The 17139-nt window shown below is 59.1% G+C and carries 13 protein-coding genes; 4 read left to right on the forward strand and 9 right to left on the reverse strand.

Features of this window, described 5'->3' with window-relative positions; translation table 11 throughout:
* Positions 1-124: 124 nt before the first annotated feature.
* The 3 genes from F8N44_RS04700 to tpx all read right to left on the reverse strand — a co-directional run bounded on the left by F8N44_RS04700 (position 125) and on the right by tpx (position 5206).
* Entirely contained in the window at positions 125-3226 is a 3102-nt protein-coding gene (locus F8N44_RS04700) for an MdtB/MuxB family multidrug efflux RND transporter permease subunit (RefSeq protein WP_150649515.1), read from the reverse strand.
* Entirely contained in the window at positions 3223-4530 is a 1308-nt protein-coding gene (locus F8N44_RS04705) for an MdtA/MuxA family multidrug efflux RND transporter periplasmic adaptor subunit (RefSeq protein WP_150649516.1), read from the reverse strand. The genes F8N44_RS04700 and F8N44_RS04705 overlap by 4 nt, the downstream gene beginning before the upstream one ends.
* A gap of 175 nt (positions 4531-4705) precedes the next feature.
* Positions 4706-5206 carry a thiol peroxidase gene (gene tpx, locus F8N44_RS04710; protein ID WP_016987527.1) on the reverse strand — a complete coding sequence of 167 codons (501 nt, stop codon included), beginning with the start codon at positions 5204-5206 and terminating at the stop codon, positions 4706-4708.
* Positions 5207-5543: 337 nt separating this feature from the next.
* On the opposite strand from tpx, the gene F8N44_RS04720 reads away from it, so the two are divergent.
* Complete coding sequence (locus F8N44_RS04720; RefSeq protein ID WP_150649517.1) at positions 5544-5966, forward strand: YciI family protein; 423 nt, start codon at positions 5544-5546, stop codon at positions 5964-5966.
* Positions 5967-6014: 48 nt separating this feature from the next.
* Here the strand turns inward: F8N44_RS04720 and F8N44_RS04725 are convergent, their stop codons facing one another.
* Both F8N44_RS04725 and F8N44_RS04730 read right to left on the reverse strand, forming a co-directional pair.
* Positions 6015-6284 carry a cold shock domain-containing protein gene (locus F8N44_RS04725; RefSeq protein ID WP_412071500.1) on the reverse strand — a complete coding sequence of 90 codons (270 nt, stop codon included), beginning with the start codon at positions 6282-6284 and terminating at the stop codon, positions 6015-6017.
* Positions 6285-6420: 136 nt separating this feature from the next.
* On the reverse strand, positions 6421-6789 hold the full coding sequence (locus F8N44_RS04730; RefSeq protein ID WP_150649518.1) for a DUF6124 family protein: 369 nt from the start codon (positions 6787-6789) through the stop codon (positions 6421-6423).
* Between the two features lie 641 nt (positions 6790-7430).
* Between F8N44_RS04730 and F8N44_RS04735 the strand changes: the two genes are divergently transcribed.
* A complete protein-coding gene (locus tag F8N44_RS04735) occupies positions 7431-9059 on the forward strand; it encodes a J domain-containing protein (RefSeq protein WP_150649519.1) in 1629 nt (542 codons plus the stop codon).
* Positions 9056-10051 carry a DUF3829 domain-containing protein gene (locus F8N44_RS04740; RefSeq protein ID WP_150649520.1) on the forward strand — a complete coding sequence of 332 codons (996 nt, stop codon included), beginning with the start codon at positions 9056-9058 and terminating at the stop codon, positions 10049-10051. The genes F8N44_RS04735 and F8N44_RS04740 overlap by 4 nt, the downstream gene beginning before the upstream one ends.
* A 49-nt stretch (positions 10052-10100) precedes the next feature.
* Here F8N44_RS04740 and F8N44_RS04745 read toward each other — a convergent pair whose 3' ends face one another.
* Positions 10101-10775 (reverse strand): DUF3313 domain-containing protein, encoded by a 675-nt coding sequence (locus tag F8N44_RS04745; protein WP_150649521.1) that lies wholly within the window; start codon positions 10773-10775, stop codon positions 10101-10103.
* A 212-nt stretch (positions 10776-10987) separates the two neighbouring features.
* On the opposite strand from F8N44_RS04745, the gene F8N44_RS04750 reads away from it, so the two are divergent.
* Entirely contained in the window at positions 10988-13348 is a 2361-nt protein-coding gene (locus tag F8N44_RS04750) for a tetratricopeptide repeat protein (RefSeq protein WP_150649522.1), read from the forward strand.
* 214 nt (positions 13349-13562) lie between these two features.
* On the opposite strand, the gene F8N44_RS04755 is transcribed toward F8N44_RS04750, so the two are convergent.
* From F8N44_RS04755 to F8N44_RS04765, 3 genes are all read right to left on the reverse strand, one after another.
* Entirely contained in the window at positions 13563-14537 is a 975-nt protein-coding gene (locus tag F8N44_RS04755) for a hypothetical protein (RefSeq protein ID WP_150649523.1), read from the reverse strand.
* A gap of 141 nt (positions 14538-14678) precedes the next feature.
* Positions 14679-15158 (reverse strand): DUF934 domain-containing protein, encoded by a 480-nt coding sequence (locus F8N44_RS04760; RefSeq protein ID WP_150649524.1) that lies wholly within the window; start codon positions 15156-15158, stop codon positions 14679-14681.
* Positions 15155-16828, reverse strand: coding sequence for a nitrite/sulfite reductase (locus F8N44_RS04765; protein ID WP_150649525.1), 1674 nt, complete (start codon positions 16826-16828; stop codon positions 15155-15157). The genes F8N44_RS04760 and F8N44_RS04765 overlap by 4 nt, the downstream gene beginning before the upstream one ends.
* Positions 16829-17139: the final 311 nt, after the last annotated feature.

Genomic DNA, 17139 nt, shown 5'->3' on the forward strand with positions numbered 1-17139 from the left:
CCACACAAACCTGTGGGAGCGAGCTTGCTCGCGAATGCATTTTGACATTCAACGTAGACGTCGACTGATTGGCCGCTTTCGCGAGCAAGCTCGCTCCCACAAGGAATTCGTTGTGCATGCAGGGTCATACCGACACCTCTTCGGCATCCGCATTGGTCTTGCCAAAGCGCCGACCGAGGCGGTCGAAATACAGGTAGATCACCGGTGTGGTGAACAGCGTCAGCACCTGACTCACCAGCAAACCGCCGACCATCACCAGACCCAGCGGCTGACGCAGTTCAGCCCCGGACCCCGTGGCGAGCATCAACGGCACCGCACCAAACAGCGCCGCCAGTGTGGTCATCAGAATCGGCCGGAAGCGCAGCAGCGCCGCCTGATAGATCGCCTGCTCCGGCGCCATGCCTTGGGTGCGTTCAGCATCGAGGGCGAAGTCGATCATCATGATCGCGTTCTTTTTCACGATACCGATCAACAGAATGATGCCGATGATCGCGATCATGCCCAGGTCATTGCCACTGAGCAGGAGCGCCAGCAAAGCACCCACCGCTGCCGACGGCAAGGTGGACAGAATGGTGATCGGGTGAATGTAGCTCTCGTACAGCACGCCGAGCACGATGTACATGGTCACCACCGCCGCCAGAATCAGCAGCAAGGTGCTCGACAACGACGCCTGGAAGGCTTCCGCTGCACCCTGGAACTGGGTCTGCACGCCGACCGGCATGCCGATGTCCTGCTGCACCTGCTCGATAACGTCGACCGCATGCCCCAGCGCTACACCGGGCGCCAGGTTGAACGACATCATCACCGCCGGGAACTGGCCGATATGGGTGATCGCCAGTTGCGCCTGACGTTCTTCGACGTGGGCCAGACTCGACAGACGTACCTGCGCGCCATCGGTGGTCTTGACGTGAATCTGGTCCAGCGCCTGCGGGCCGATCCTCTCCCCGGCCTGCGCTTGCAGCACCACGCGGTACTGGCTGGCCTGGGTGTAAATCGTCGAGATCTGCCGCTGGCCGAAAGCGTCGTACAGCGCATCGGTGATGTTCGCCACCGAGACGCCAAGGCGTGACGCCGCATCGCGGTCGATCACCAGATAGACCTGCAAACCCTTGTCCTGCAAATCACTGGCAACGTCAGTCAGTTCCGGACGCTGGGCCAGCGCTTCGACCAGACGGCCGCTCCACTGGCTGAGCAGTTCGGAGTCCGGCGAAGACATGCTGAACTGATATTGCGTACGGCTGACGCGGTCCTCGATGGTCAGGTCCTGCACCGGCTGCATGAACAGACGGATGCCGACCAGTTTGTCCAGTTGCGGTTGCAGGCGCGCAATCACTTCAGTGGCGCTCAGATCACGATCGCCGTGGGGCTTGAGGTTGATCAGCAAGCGCCCGCTGTTGAGCGTGGCGTTATCGCCGTCGACACCGATGTAGGACGACAGGCTCTGCACCGCCGGATCTTCGAGAATGATTTTCGCCAGTTCCTGTTGACGCTCGCCCATCGCCGCGAAGGAAATCGACTGCGGCGCTTCGGAAATGCCCTGAATCACCCCGGTGTCCTGTACCGGGAAGAAGCCCTTCGGCACGACCATATAGAGGAACACGGTCAACGCCAGTGTGCCGATAGCCACCAGCAGGGTCAGTGGCTGGTGCTTGAGTACCCAGCGCAGCATCCGCCCGTATTCGGCGATCATCCAGTCGATGACAGCACCGCTGGCACGGTAGAAACGGCCCTGCTCATGTGCTTCCGGTTCACGCTTGAGCAGACGCGCGCACATCATCGGCGTCAGGGTCAGTGAGACCACCAGCGAAATCAGGATTGCTACCGCCAGGGTGATGGCGAATTCGCGGAACAAGCGCCCGACCACGTCGGCCATGAACAGCAGCGGAATCAGTACCGCAATCAGCGACAGGGTCAGGGAGATCAGGGTGAAGCCGATCTGCTTGGCGCCTTTGAGCGCGGCCTGCATCGGGCTGTCGCCCTCTTCGATGAAGCGCGCGATGTTCTCGAGCATGACGATGGCGTCGTCGACCACAAAACCGGTGGCAATGGTCAGGGCCATCAGGGTCAGGTTATTGACCGAGAACCCGGCCAGATACATCACGCCAAAGGTGCCGATCAGCGACAGCGGCACGGCCACTGAGGGAATGATCGTCGCACTGGCGCGGCGCAGGAACAGGAACGTCACCATCACCACCAGCGCGATGGCGATGAGCAATTCGTGTTGCACGTCGGTGACCGAGGCGCGGATGGTCTGCGTACGGTCGGTCAGCACGGTGACATCGAGGCCGGCCGGCAGGTTGTCGGTGATGCTCGGCAGCAGCGCCTTGATGCGGTCGACCACCTCGATCACGTTGGCACCCGGCTGACGCTGGATGTTCAGCAATACCGCCTGATTCTGGTTGGCCCACGCGGCGAGGCGTTCGTTTTCGGCGCCATCGACGATTTCCGCCACATCCTTGAGCCGCAGCGGCGCGCCGTTTTTGTAGGCGAGAATCAGGTTGGCGTAGTCCTCGGGCGAGGTCAGTTGATCGTTGGCGTCGAGCATCGACACCCGCGTCGGGCCGTCGAAGTTGCCTTTCGGCTGGTTGACGTTGGAGGCGCCGATCAAGGTACGCACGTCCGACAGGTTCAGGCTATTGGCGGCCAACGCTTCCGGGTTGACCTTGATGCGCACGGCCTGACGCTGACCGCCGGCAATGCTGACCATGCCGACGCCGCTGATCTGGGCGATTTTCTGCGCCATGCGCGTATCGACCAGATCATTGAGTTTGGGCAGCAGCATGGTTTTCGAGGTGATCGCCAGAGTCAGTACCGGGGTATCCGCCGGGTTGACCTTGTTGTACACCGGCGGCGCTGGCAAATCGGTCGGCAGCAGATTGGTCGCGGCGTTGATCGCGGCTTGTACCTGCTGCTCGGCGACGTCCATGTTGATGTCGAGACTGAAACGCAGGGTCAGCACCGACGCACCGCCGGAACTGGTCGAGGCCATTTGCGTCAGGCCCGGCATCTGCCCGAACTGGCGTTCCAGCGGTGCGGTCACCGCACTGGTCATCACGTCCGGACTCGCGCCGGGATACAAGGTCATGACGCGGATGGTCGGGTAATCGACCTGCGGCAACGCGGATACCGGCAGCAAGCGATAAGCGATCAGGCCGGCCAGTACAATGGCCAGCATGCTCAGGGTAGTGGCTACCGGTCGGAGGATGAACAGCCGCGAAATGTTCATGCGCCCTTCTTGGCCTTGTCGGTCACGGCAGCATCCGGCGCGTTGGCGGCGGATTTGCCTTGCAGGTGTTCAGTCGGGGTGGTCGGCACTTGATTGCTGTCGTTGACCACTTCCACTTCACTGCCTTCTTTCAGCCGGTCGGTGCCTTCCAGTACCACACGATCGCCGGCGGCAAGACCTTCGGTAATGACGGTGTTTTCACCATCACTGGCGCCGATCTTCAGTTGGCGAATGGTGACCTTCTTGTCGCCGTCCAGTGCATAGACGAAGGTGCCGTTGGTGCCAAACTGAATCGCTGCCGACGGTGCCAGTACCACACCTTTCAGCGTGTCAGCGAGCAAGTGCACGTTGACGAACTGGTTGGGGAACAATGCCTGATCGCGATTTTCGTAGCGGGCCTTGAACTTCAGGGTGCCGGTGGCGACGTCGATCTGGTTGTCGAGGCTTTGCAGTACGCCGGTGGCTTGCAGCTTGGTGTCGCCGCGATCCCATGCTTCGGCCGGCAACTTGGCGCCGCTGCGATAGCGGGCGAGCACGGTTTCGAGGCTGTTTTCCGGCAATGTGAAGGCCACGCTGATCGGTTGCGTCTGGGTGATCACCGCGAGGAACGTGGTGTCGTTGGCGGTGACGAGGTTGCCAACATCGACCTGACGCAGGCCGACGCGACCGCCAATCGGCGCGCGGATTTTGGTGAATTCGAGATTGAGTTTGGCGTCGTTGACCGCGGCCTGATTGGTCTTGACCGTGCCCAGATACTGACCGACCAGCGCTTCGGCGGTGTCCAGCGTCTGTTTGGCGATGCTGTCCTCTTTGTACAAACCGCGATAACGCTCGACGTCGACCTGAGCGTTCTTCAGTTGCGCCTGATTCTGCAGCAACGTGCCTTCGGCCTGCAGCAAGGCGTTCTGGTATGGACGTGGATCGATCTCTGCCAGCAGGTCGCCAGCCTTGACCATCTGCCCTTCTTCGAAATTGATTTTCACCAATTCGCCGCCCACCCGGCTGCGCACATTAATGGTGTTGAGCGCCGTCACCGTGCCCAGCGCCTTGTAGTACAGCGGGAAGTCGCCGGTGACCGCCGGCGCCACGCGTACCGGAATCGGCCCGGTGCCGCCACCGAAGCCCGGCCGCATCATCCCCGAACGCCCGGTGTGCCCGGCTGCCGCCTTGTCAGCGCCCTCTTTGTGGGCGGAACCGGCGGGCCAGAATTTCCAGCACAGGACGGCGATCACCAACAAGACAAGCAGGCTGATCAGCCAGCGACGGGAATTACGGGGGGACGATTGCATGGAGTGATTAACCATTGGGCGCGTGGGCTTCTTTTACGGGAGGCTGAACGATAAGCACTGATGGAGAAATAGCAAAGCAGCTTTACCGGCAATTTACCTTGAACTTACGTTTCAAGCTGTGAGGCAAAACACTGATACACAAATGAAAACGGCCTGGACAGGGCCAGGCCGTTAACAATTGTAAAAGCGCTTACTTGAGAACGGACAGGGCCGCTTCGTAGTTAGGCTCTTCGGCGATTTCCTTGACCAGTTCGCTGTGCAGGACGTTGTCGTTTTCGTCCAGAACCACAACGGCGCGAGCAGTCAGGCCTTTCAGCGGGCCGTCAGCGATGGCCACGCCGTAGTTTTCGATGAACTCGGCACCGCGCAGGGTCGACAGGTTCTGGACGTTTTCCAGGCCTTCAGCGCCGCAGAAACGCGCTTGAGCGAACGGCAGGTCAGCGGAGATGCACAGCACCACGGTGTTCGCCACTTCGTTGGCTTGGGCGTTGAACTTGCGCACGGAAGTGGCGCAGGTCGGGGTGTCGACGCTTGGGAAGATGTTCAGCACTTTGCGCTTGCCGGCAAAGTCTTTCAGGGTGACGTCGGACAGATTGCCGGCAACCAGAGAAAAGGCTGGCGCCTTGGAACCGGCTTGTGGCAACTGGCCGTTGACTTGAACCGGATTGCCTTTAAGGGTGACTTGAGCCATGACTTGAGTCCTTCTGCTGTTTTGATTGGAAAGCATGCAAGAGGCCGAAGTTAACCACGAAATTGTCCGACGACCTATGCCCTGTTTGGAAATTGTTGGGTGCCTGCCTGAAAAATTGTATACAAAACCAGCGCAATTCCCCATGTGGGAGCGAGCCTGCTCGCGAAGGCGCTGGATCAGTCAGCATAAATGTTGAATGTGACGACCTCTTCGCGAGCAGGCTCGCTCCCACATTGGATTCTGCGGTGTTACTGGTCTTTTATTCAGAGACCCTGTCGATTCACCGCTGGCTCGTTCGACTAAACAACGAATCCCCACAATCCAAGGAGTAACCGCCATGCGCTTCATGATCCTTGTAAAAGCCAGCGCCGATTCGGAAGCCGGCATCATGCCCAGCGAAGAGCTGATCACCGCGATGGGCAACTTCAACGAAGAACTGGTCAAGGCCGGCATCCTGATCGATTGCGATGGCCTCCATCCGAGCAGCAAAGGCGCTCGCGTGCATTTCTCCGGTGACAAACGCACGGTCATCGACGGGCCGTTCATCGAGACCAAAGAACTGGTGGCGGGTTACTGGATCTGGGAAGTGAAATCGAAAGAAGAAGCCATCGAATGGGTCAAGCGCTGCCCTAATCCGATGCCGGGCGAGTCTGATATTGAAATCCGCCAGATATTCTCCGCAGAAGACTTCGGCGCCGAATTCACCCCCGAGGCGCGAGAACAGGAAGAGCGCATCCGAGAGATGGTGAAGAAGTCTTAAGGAGTTGACATCCGGGCGGGGGAACGACATCCCTGCCCGGACAGACCACTAAATAGGGTGAATGTTTACCGCGCTTAGGCCTTTCCCAGTAACGTCCTTAATTTCAAATTCAACTCTCTGACCCTCCGCGAGCGTCTTGAACCCGTCAACCTTGATTTCCGAGGAATGAGCAAATACGTCTTTGCTGCCGTCCTCCGGCGTAATGAACCCATACCCCTTAGATTCGTTGAAGAACTTGACTGTTCCCTTTGTTATCGCCATTTCTATCGCCCTCATTTTTAAATCGTCCTGCCGTTTGACGAGACATTCCACTCTCATCAGACACCCGGTTCAGCCCATCCACAACTGTCAAACCTGACAGGGTGTAAATATTCCCAGTACCCCTGTAACTGCCGAAGTCTGGGGTATTTTGATCGTTCCCACGCTCTGCTTGGAAACGATCATTCAAGAGCGATCAGTTCTTGAGTTCGACGTGATCCAAGGCTTGATTCACCGCCAGTTCACCCAGCATGACGACCTGTGCGATCCCCAATGCGGTCTTGCGGTGCGAGGTTTCCAGCGACGCGGCGAAGTTGATCAGCATCTCGCTGGCCGAGCCGAGGGTTTCGCTGGCGTTGGCTAGAAGGGATTCGGTGTTGTACCTGGGATTGGCGAGGTACATGGGTTCCGGCTCGTTGACGCTGGACATGATGCAGGCGGCGGGATTGAGGTAGTAGTCGAGGGCGCGGTCGGCGGCTTCGTGAAGTTTTTTACTGTCGACTGAGGCGTAGGGGGATGTGCTGTCGGCGTCTGATTCTGGGGGATTGGGTGTTGGTTTTTTCATGGTGTAACTCCACTGGAAAGTTGGAGCTGCCCCATTCGGTTTCCGGACGAAGAGGTGGCAGCTGTACGCAGGTTGGAAACCCGGGCAGCGGCGACCCGGTCGACCCGAAGGTCTCCCGCGCACAGCCGCCATAACGGACTGCACACATTCGAAGTGCGCAAGGATACGTTATGAAAGGCGTGTACGCGCCACTAATACCCGTCGGGGTTTCCAGTCCCGGTCGCTGATTTGGCAGCGACGAACACAGGCTAGAGACCCGACGTCCGACGGACAACCTGAAAACCTTGTGGGAACGTTCCGCAAATTCAAAACAACCTTAAACATCCCGAATTGAAATACGCACAGGTAGGAGCTGCCGAAGGCTCGGGCCGCGATCGGACGATCTTTTGATTTTGCATTTAAAAAACACGATCAAAAGATCGCAGCCTCGTTTCATTCGACAGCTCCTGTCGCCACTGCGCCGTCCCCTTGCAGGGTCAGTTGGCGGGTGATGCGCGGCGATGGCGGCAACCCGTATTTCCGCTGGTTCGTCGGCAAATAAACCACGGCTGAGGACTTTTCGACGCGAAACAGGTAGGGTGCGCAAAATCAAAGTGCCATTACTGGACCGCGTCGCAGGTTTTCATGGAGTTGTACACGCAATGAGTTGCTGGACCGTCCTTGGCCTCACGGCCGACGCCGATACGCGCAGTATCAAACGCCAATACGCTGCCCTGCTCAAACAGACCCGTCCGGACGAAGACGCCGAGGGCTTCCAGCGCCTGCGTGACGCCTACGAGCAAGCCCTGAATTACAAGGAATGGGCGCAGGCCAACGAAGACAACGAAGCGCAGGACGACAGCTGGGATTTGACCGGCCTGACCGTGGTCGAAGTCGATGCCTTGCAACAGGCAACTCGCTCGCTGCACGGCACCAGCCTTGCGCAGTTGCAACAGCGCCATGCCCTCGCCGTTGAGCAGGGTTGCGCGCATATCCTCGAAGAGACCCTGCTGCAGCATTGCATCGAGAACCCGCAAACATCAGCGCCGATGGTCGATTGGGCGGTGCAGACCTATCACTGGTTCAGTGCCTGGCAACGGCTGGAACTGGACGAGGAATCGATCGAGCATTTGCTGACGCAACAACGCCAGCGCATCACTCGACCGTTGGCTGACGCTCTCGAACACGAAGACAGCGACGTCTTTTTACAGGCCTACGTCCAATGCGGCCAATGTCTATGGCTTGACGCTGAAGTTCACCGGCAGTGGTTCAACCTGTTCCTGAGCCGTCTGTTGTTGGACAGCGAATACTGGTCCTCCGAAATTTTCGAACAGGTGTGTGCTGGCCAGGGCTGGCATTCCGGCCCGGCCAACCGTTGCCCGCAAGATGAATGGAAGCGTCTGGTCGCGCGCCATGAGGCACCGATTTTTATCGCGCAACAACGTCAGCTCGCGCAAGAGCCGCCCGCCACTGCCGAACACCGCGCCGCCCGCCTGTTGCTCGGCACTGGCCCGTTCAGCCAGCGTCGCGCGCTGGCCCGGCGCCTGCGTGAGAAAGATTGGGAACATTGCCGACATTTGAGTTCGGCGCTGTACGCCAATCATCCGAAGGTCTGCGCTGAGTTGCCCGGTGGCACCGCGTTCTTCTGGCGCGACTGGGAACTGAAACGCGGCGAATGGCCGACCTACGTTGGCGTGGTGCTGGCCTGTCTGATCGGTGCGTTTACTCATTTCATCCCGCTGGGGCTGCGCGTCACCGGGCTGATCAATATCGTCATGACCTCAACGATCGTGTTTGGAGTGATCGCTGCGGGCATCAACTGGCTGACTCACGAACTGGCGCACACCCATTGGCAGCTGGATGACCGCCTCAGCGCGCGGTTGTGGCCGGGGTTCGCCAAGGACGCTGCGCCGTTCGGCGTGCTGCGCGACCTGATTCCCTGCGCACTGATGGTGGCCGGGCTCAGCTGGTTTTTCGGCCCCATCGCTGGCGTCGTCTATGCCGCGACACTGGCCTGCGTGGGTTTGATCCGTCGCCGTCAGGTCAAGCCACACACGTCCTGGGAAAAGACCAACCTGCCGGCGAAAATCGGCCTGACGCTACTTGGGGTTGTCGCCCTGGTGCTGGTGCTGGGCGTGTTCAAAGTGGCCGCCGGCCAAGGCACGGTCAATCGCAATCAGGGCCTGCAACCCTGGGCGGAGCGTTTGTGTAGCCGGTTGCCGGCGAGTTCTTTCGATTGCGGCGCTCCGGCCACCCGTGAACAGTGGTATCCCGCGGAGGCACGGCCATGACGTCGAGATTCATGTTTGTCAGCGGCGTAGTGGTCGTTCTGGTGGTGATGGGGCTGTCGAGCGCGACCCGACCGTTCCTGAAGCTCGACCTGTGGCTTGATCAGCGCGAATCCCCCGTGACCGCGCAGGCCAACGCGTTGAGTCCGATCATCGCCTGCGTCAACCGCGTCGATGTGCACTGGCGCAACGCCTACGACAAAAACGAACATCAGCGGCCAACCCGTGATGCATTCGGAAAGTATATTTCCGAGCCACAGGATTTCGATAACAGCGATGCGTTCACTGTGCGTGACATCCAGGAGGATACCTGCCTGCGGGATATCAACGAAAAGCTCGAGCTGCTGGCATACCAGCCAGCGCTGTCGCAGAAAGTCCGTGACTACGCGCAAGCACTGAAGTGGGCATCGGTGATTTCGCCACCGACTCGACTCGATAAAAGTGCGAGCTTCTTTGTCGTCCCGTTTGACCAGACACCGCGAGTTCTGGCGCAAATTCAGACCGCCAGCAATGCCTATATCAACGCATCGACTGCCTTGAGGAAAGAACTACTGCCACTGGACGTCGCGCAGCGACCCGAACAGCTCAAGCTCCTTGAGGAACGCGTAGGCAAGGAGATCCACTGGTCGCTGCTGGCGTACATGATTCAGGCCCGGGAGACACTGGAACTGCTGGAAGACGGGATGAAACACCGCACCCTGACCGCGCAAGCCGTGGCCGAAACCACCGCTGATCTGCAACAGGCGTGGAATCGCGGTGGGCCTTTCATCGGCCCGCGTGAGCCTGGTTTCCGTAACAAAGACGATGATGCGCGCGAGCTGTGGCGCCACATCCGTGAGCCTGCGCAGCACTATCTCGAGGCACTGAACACCCTGCACAAGGACTGGCAGAACCACGCCGAACCGCAACGCTTGAGCGACGACTACTACGCCGTCACCCGTGGCTACGACGCCCTGCTCAGCCACTACAACCGTCAGGCACGCGCCAATTTCTGAGGGTGTGCACAGGCCGGACGGTCCTCGCGGACAATCCGGCCTCGTACGTTTACTTGGCTGCCTTGAGCTTCAGATACGACTGACGCAGGTCTGAGGCCCAGCCATCAATGACGGGTTTGACGTCGTTAGTGCTCATTGCCTGCGAATCATTTTCCAGTGGTTTGCCGGTGCCTTTGCGCACCACTTGCGCGACGACCTTGTTGTTCGCGCCATCGAGGAACACCGCTTCGGTGGCCAGAGTGGTTTCCTGATCGCGGATACCGCTGGCCGTGCTGACCGCTGCGGCGACCAGAGCGATCGGAATCACTTCATACGCGTGCAGGCCTTCGGTCTTGCTGCTCACGGCGGTGATCGCCGCACGCACCACAATCACGCCAGGGCCTGGGCCGGTGGCCAGCGGCAAGTCTTTGCCGATCTCACGTTTGAGTGCCTGATCGTAGTAGGAGGTAATGCCATTAAGGGTTTGCTGGGAGATCTTCGCGGTCGGTTGCGGTTTCGGGTAGAGCTGGGTCGGCTCGATATACACACTGGTGAATTTCCTGACGTCGACCTTCGGATCGATCCAGCGCATGACCTCGGCACCGGACGGGGATTTGGCCTCCTTGAGCTGGCTGTAGTCCTTGAGGAAGCCGGAGTACTCTTTAGGGTCGACGGTTTTGCTGGAACAACCTACCACTGCGAGGGTGGCAAAACACAGTGTGCCCATCATCACTGCTAGCTTCATGCTGTAACTCCTGTCAGAAGGCCGAAAACTTTGCCTGGGGGAGTTACAGGTATAGCTAAAACCTCAGTAATTGCGATTGCAAAGCACAATATTCACGCAAGGCTGCGCGGCGCATCACAACGGTCATTTGACAGACACCGGTCATCCGGCAAAGCTGCACCGGGCTTGAACGCACGCCAGACGGCAAATGCACCTGGACTACGGAAGTCGCAATGCCCAAGCATAAAAATAAAACAGCACAACCTGACCCTGATTCGCCTCGATCTTCACTCTCAAAATATCTGTTCCCGATCACCATTGGCGTGCTGCTGGCCGCCGTGGCGGGGATTGGCTGGTTTCTGTTCAGCCCGGCTTCGGTGCCGGTGAAACCTGCGCCGGTCAGCGCCCCCGTTGTCGCCCCCGCCAAGCCGCAAGCCGTGCTCGCAAGCAAACCGGCAACCATGGTGGATGAACAACAATGTCAAGGTTGCCACTCCGAACAGGTCAAGGACTGGCAAGGCTCACATCACCAATTGGCGATGCAGGCGGCGAACGCTGAAACGATGCTCGGTGATTTCAACAACGTCGTCTTCAAAGCTGAAAACGAGATCACACGTTTCTCACGCAAGGTCGATGCGTTCTGGGTCAACACGCCCGGTATCGACGGCAAGAATGCCGACTTCAAAGTCGCCTACACTTTCGGCATCGCGCCGCTGCAGCAGTACCTGATCGAAGTCGGTGAAGGCCGTTTGCAGGCACTCGGTGTGGCGTGGGATACCGAGAAAAACCGCTGGTTCCACCTCTACCCCGGCCAGGGCGTGAACTTCAAGAACCCGCTGCACTGGAGCAAGCCAAGCCAGAACGCCAACTTCATGTGTGTCGAGTGCCACACCACCGGTTTCAAGCGCAATTTCGATGCGTCTAGCAATACCTTCAACAGTCAGTGGAACAGTCTCGGCGTCGGTTGCCAGGCGTGTCACGGGCCGGCATCAAATCACTTGGAATGGACGCAGAAAAAAACTGATCTGATCCATCAGGGTTTCGATGTCGATCTCAAGGACAAGAACGCCACCGTCGAGATCGAAACCTGCGCCCGCTGCCATGCGCGCCGTGCGCCTTTGGGTGATGGCTACACCGTCGGCAAGCGCTTGATGGACGACTACCTGCCGAGCACCCTCACCCGCGAGTTGTATGCGCTGGACGGCAAGATCAAGGATGAGGTCTTCGAACATGGCTCGTTTCTGCAGAGCAAAATGTTCGACAAAGGTGTGCGGTGCAGCAACTGCCACAACCCACACAGCAGCGAACTGAAAGCAGCGGGCAACGCGGTGTGCCTGCAATGCCACAACACCGCCGGCAAGACTTCAATCGAAGGTGTCGACGGCAAAGGCCTGCAAGCGAAGAACTACGATTCCATTGAACACACCCGTCACACCCCGGGGCAGCCCGGTTCGCAGTGCGTGGATTGTCATATGCCCGGCAAGTTCTACATGGGCAACGACTTCCGCCATGACCACAGTTTCAGCATTCCCAACCCGGAGCGAGCGCAGAAGCTCGGCACGCCGGACGCGTGTCTGACCTGTCACCAAGGCAAGGCTGGCGACAAGGTCACCGCGCAGTTCAAGTTGTGGAATGCCTCCTCTACACCGCAGGCACCGCGTTATGACGAAAGCCTGTGGCTTATCCGCAATGGTCAGCCGGGCGCCGCTGATGCGCTGTACGAACAGTTGCAGCGCAGCAACTTGCCAGCGATCCAGCGCTCGACATTGCTTGCGGAGTTGCCGCTGTATCCGAGTGAACAGGCGTTGAAACTGGCGACGATGGACCTGAAGAACCCGGCACCTCAGGTGCGTGAAAGTGCTGTGCGGGCGATCAGTGCGTTCCTGCCGCCGCCGGAGCGCGCGCCGATGTTGGCGCCGTTGCTGGGTGATCCAGTGAAAGCGGTACGCATCATTGCCGCGCGGGATCTGTTGAGTGTTGCGCGCGATGGCGGTCTTGGCGCAGCGCAAGCCAATTGGGATGCGGCGATTGGCGAATATGAAGCGGTGCAGAAGAGCCTGCTGGAACGTGCCGAGGCCAATCTGAATCTGGCGATGCTGTATCAGGCCAGTGGCCGTGGTTCGGAAGTGGAAGGTCTGCTGCGCTCGGCACTCAAGCGCGACCCGGATTTCTACCCGGCGCTGGTGACGCTGGTGCAGTGGCTGGAGGCCAATGGCCGACTTCCCGAATCGCAAAAGTTGCTGGATGACAGCCTCAGGCAACATCCGGACGTGGCGCTGTTACAGCACACCCAAGGTCTGTCGCTGATCCGCGCGGGCAAGGCTGCCGACGCCATGTCACCGCTGAAGAAAGCCGCGCAACTGGAACCGCAGAACGCGCAGTACGGTTATGTGCTGGCGGTGGCGCTGCATGAAAGCGGCAAGGTCGATGAGGCGTGCGCTGTGCTGGAAGGTTTGCTCAAGGTGCAACCGGCGAACCGCAATGCGCGGTTGTCGCTGATTCAGTGGTATCTCGACAGTGGGCAGGAGCCGAAGGCGCAGGTGCTGTTGCAAGGGTGGAAGAAGATGAACATGGGGGATCCGGCGCTTAAGTGATTGGCTGGAGATTGGCTTCCCTCACCCTAACCCTCTCCCAGAGGGAGAGGGGACCGACCGAGTTGAATGGCGAGGTACATCGACCTGAAAAATAGAGTCGAATATGGATTCAAAGCCAATCGCTCAGGTCGGTGTATCTCTCAAATATCCCCCATTCAGTCCCCTCTCCCTCCGGGAGAGGGTTAGGGTGAGGGGCTCTTAAGGGTTCACCCGATTACCAGGACGACGTCTCACCACTACGCAACGCCATCTCCCGCCGACTATTAATGTGCATCGCCTTGATCAGCGACACCGTCCCCACCAGCAGAATCGCCGCACCCAACAGGAAATCGATGTTGTACAACTGGAAGTCCTGCACCGGCCCGATCAGCAGCACCCGCACGATTGCAGCGCCCAACAGCGTGGCAAGGAAGTCGATCCCAGGTTCATTACGGTAGAACACCAGCAACAGCGGCAGGCACAGCACCAACAGCAGCAACAACACGACAACCTTGAACGAGCCTTTGCGCTCGACACTGAAGGCACATTCGTGCGGCCCGTACGCTTTGTAATCCTCGTCGCGGATCATCGAGTTGTTCTCGTTGATGTAGTCGACACGGTTGTACTTCTGGATCGGTGTGAAGGTATTGGACATCTCCATCAACGTGGTGATGTTCTTGAAGCGCAGATCAATTCGCTCGCTGCCCTTGAGGTAATAAAGCACCGGTTTATAGCCGTAGCGGTAGTTGTCGAAAGGGAATTCAGTGACTTGACCCTGCACTCCGATCGGCCGTGGTTCAAGTTCGGCGTAGGCGCTTTTGTTGGTGGCCGACAGGTTGCGGCTCAGCGGCTGGACCTTGATCTGCTCAAGGAAGATCGGTGTGACGCCGTAGGACCACTGCAACGGTTCCAGACGCAGGCGCAGTTCGTTGCGGCCCAGGTCGTAACGGTTGAAGGTGCGTTCCGAAACCACCAGGGAGCCGCTTAGCATGAACTCGCCGCGCAGGTTATTGGTGACGCGCAAGGTCAGTTGGTCCTTGCCCAGCAACGCCGCTTCGGTGGACGGTGGCGTGCCGCACCACGCGGTGCTTTCGCCGACACCGCCAAGCTGACCGCTGCGGTTTTCCTTGAATACATAAAAGTAACTGGCCCACAGCGTCACCATCAAAAGCAACGCTGTGAGGCCGAGGATTTTTTTGCCCGGACTCACTGATCAGACTCCCTTCTTCGGTTCCATCGTCCAGCCGAAAACCCGCTGGCGACGGCGACTCTACCAAAAGGCCACCATCGACCCAAGGAAAAATGCCCAATCGGTAAGGTTCCTAAGGGTTTCCCCTGTCCGGGCAAAGGGTTAGCGCCGCCGAAAAAGCGGTCGCGGTTCAATTACCGAACGCCCATACAGCACGCTCATCCCGGCCAATCCCTTTAGTGCATCCTCAGCCGATTTATCCTCACGCACCGCAAAACTGTCGAACCCGCACTGGCGCATATGGCTGAGCTGATCGCGCAACACATCGCCAATCGCGCGCAACTCCCCTGACCAGCCGAACCGACTGCGCAGCAGATACGCCTGGCTGTAAGCGCGGCCGTCGCGAAAACTCGGGAAGTCCAGCGCAATCAGCGGCAGAGATCGCAACCACGGCACCAGGCTTTCGACCTCATCGTCCGGGCCAAGCCACACCGCATGAGTCGACGGTGATTCCAGCCAATACCCCAGCGGCAACATCAACAACCCGTCAGGCCTTGGCGTCGAAGGCTCACGTACCAGCGTCCATGGATCATCCGTGACTATCCGCGCCACGCCCTGCTCCAGCCGCAACAGATTGTTCATGCCGTGGCCTCCAGCGTCTTCGGATAGACCCGTTCCTTGAATGGCTCCATTCCGATTCGCGCCACGGTGTCGACAAACAACTCTTCGTGCTCGCGATAGCGCACAAAGGTGCCGATGATCCGCTCGATCACTTGCGGCACTTCAGCGGCGCTGAACGACGGGCCGATGACTTTGCCCAGCGCGCTGTGTTTGCCTTGGGCGCCGCCGAGGGTGATCTGATACCACTCGCTGCCGTTCTTATCGACGCCAAGAATGCCGATATTGCCGATGTGGTGATGGCCGCAAGCATTCATGCAACCAGAAATGTTCAGGCTGATATCGCCCAGATCATGCAGGTAATCGAGGTTGTCGAAACGTGCCTGAATCGCTTGGGCAATCGGGATCGATTTGGCGTTGGCCAGTGCACAGAAGTCGCCGCCGGGGCAGGCAATGATGTCGGTCAACAGGCCGACGTTGGCGCTGCCCAGATCGTGCTTGCACGCCAGTTGCCACAGCGCGTAGAGGTCGGTTTTCGGCACATCGGGCAGGACGATGTTCTGCTCATGGGCGATCCGAATCTCGCCAAAACCGAAACGCTGCGACCAGTCAGCCACCGCCAGCATCTGCACAGCGGTGACATCCCCCGGTGGCGCCGCCATGCCCGGTTTGGTCGACAGCACCACGCTGGTGTAACCCGGCACCTTGTGCGGTTGTACATTGCGCGCGACCCAACGGGCGAACGCCGGGCTTTCGGCCAGGCGCGTGCCGAAGTCCAGATCGGTGTCGGCCAGGCTGTGATAAACCGGCGGCACAAAGGCACTGGCGACCCGTTGATATTCGTCCTCGGTCAACTGCGCAGGGCCGTCCTTGAGGTGTTGCCATTCCTCTTCGACTTCCTTGGCAAACGCCTCGATGCCCAGCGCCTTGACCAGAATCTTGATGCGCGCCTTGTACTTGTTGTCGCGCCGGCCGTAGCGGTTGTACACGCGCAGCACGGCCTCAACGTAGGACAACAAATGCTGCCACGGCAAGCCTTTGCGGATCTGCAAACCAAGAATCGGCGTGCGCCCCAAACCACCGCCGACGATCACTCGCAGCAGCATCTGCCCGTCGCGACCGGGGTAAAGATACAGACCGATGTCATGCATCATGATCGCCGCGCGATCCTGTTTGGCCGAGCAGATGGCGATCTTGAATTTGCGCGGCAGAAACAGGAATTCCGGGTTGATCGTCGACCACTGCCGCAGAATCTCGGCCAGTGGACGCGGGTCGATCAACTCGTCCGCCGCGACCCCGGCGAAAGCCTCGGTAGTGATGTTGCGCACGCAGTTGCCGGAGGTCTGGATCGCATGCATGTTGACCTGCGCCAGACGTTCGAGAATATCCGGCACGTCGCTCAGTTCGATCCAGTTGAACTGCATGTTCTGCCGCGTGGTGAAGTGGCCGTAACCGCGATCGTAATCACTGGCGATGCTCGCCAGTGTGCGCATCTGCTCGGCGCTCAACGTGCCGTAGGGAATCGCCACGCGCAGCATGTAGGCGTGCTTTTGCATGTACAGGCCGTTTTGCAGGCGCAGCGGCAGGAACTCCTCTTCGCTCAATTCCCCGGCCATGAAGCGCTCGACCTGATCGCGAAACTGCGCAACACGCTCGAACACCAGCGCCCGGTCGTAATCATCGTATTGATACATGCAACTGCCACCTCATCAGTTATTCCTGTGGGAGCGAGCCTGCTCGCGAATGCGGTGTGTCAGGCAACTGCATTGTTGGCTGACACACCGCATTCGCGAGCAGGCTCGCTCCCACAGTTTTCTTCAGAGCACTATGACGAAGCAGCGCAGCACGTTACAGATTCACCTGAAGCGATAAAAACCATATCAGGGCGCGGCAGAACGCCGCAGTCTGCCCTTAAATCTGATCCGCACAAATCAAGGATTCCTGAGCCTGTTTTGTTTCTGACGGGGTTTCTACAGTGCAGCTCATGCCAGACCGGGTGGCCTGG

It is taken from the genome of Pseudomonas fluorescens, from assembly GCF_902497745.1.
Lineage (GTDB): Bacteria > Pseudomonadota > Gammaproteobacteria > Pseudomonadales > Pseudomonadaceae > Aquipseudomonas > Aquipseudomonas fluorescens_BM.

What these genes read in the sequence shown, in the direction of transcription:
- F8N44_RS04700 (WP_150649515.1), bottom strand. Translation starts at nt 3,226, where the DNA reads ATGAACATTTCGCGGCTGTTCATCCTCCGACCGGTAGCCACTACCCTG.
- F8N44_RS04705 (WP_150649516.1), bottom strand. Translation starts at nt 4,530, where the DNA reads ATGGTTAATCACTCCATGCAATCGTCCCCCCGTAATTCCCGTCGCTGG.
- tpx (WP_016987527.1), bottom strand. Translation starts at nt 5,206, where the DNA reads ATGGCTCAAGTCACCCTTAAAGGCAATCCGGTTCAAGTCAACGGCCAG.
- F8N44_RS04720 (WP_150649517.1), top strand. Translation starts at nt 5,544, where the DNA reads ATGCGCTTCATGATCCTTGTAAAAGCCAGCGCCGATTCGGAAGCCGGC.
- F8N44_RS04725 (WP_412071500.1), bottom strand. Translation starts at nt 6,284, where the DNA reads ATGAGAGTGGAATGTCTCGTCAAACGGCAGGACGATTTAAAAATGAGG.
- F8N44_RS04730 (WP_150649518.1), bottom strand. Translation starts at nt 6,789, where the DNA reads ATGAAAAAACCAACACCCAATCCCCCAGAATCAGACGCCGACAGCACA.
- F8N44_RS04735 (WP_150649519.1), top strand. Translation starts at nt 7,431, where the DNA reads ATGAGTTGCTGGACCGTCCTTGGCCTCACGGCCGACGCCGATACGCGC.
- F8N44_RS04740 (WP_150649520.1), top strand. Translation starts at nt 9,056, where the DNA reads ATGACGTCGAGATTCATGTTTGTCAGCGGCGTAGTGGTCGTTCTGGTG.
- F8N44_RS04745 (WP_150649521.1), bottom strand. Translation starts at nt 10,775, where the DNA reads ATGAAGCTAGCAGTGATGATGGGCACACTGTGTTTTGCCACCCTCGCA.
- F8N44_RS04750 (WP_150649522.1), top strand. Translation starts at nt 10,988, where the DNA reads ATGCCCAAGCATAAAAATAAAACAGCACAACCTGACCCTGATTCGCCT.
- F8N44_RS04760 (WP_150649524.1), bottom strand. Translation starts at nt 15,158, where the DNA reads ATGAACAATCTGTTGCGGCTGGAGCAGGGCGTGGCGCGGATAGTCACG.
- F8N44_RS04765 (WP_150649525.1), bottom strand. Translation starts at nt 16,828, where the DNA reads ATGTATCAATACGATGATTACGACCGGGCGCTGGTGTTCGAGCGTGTT.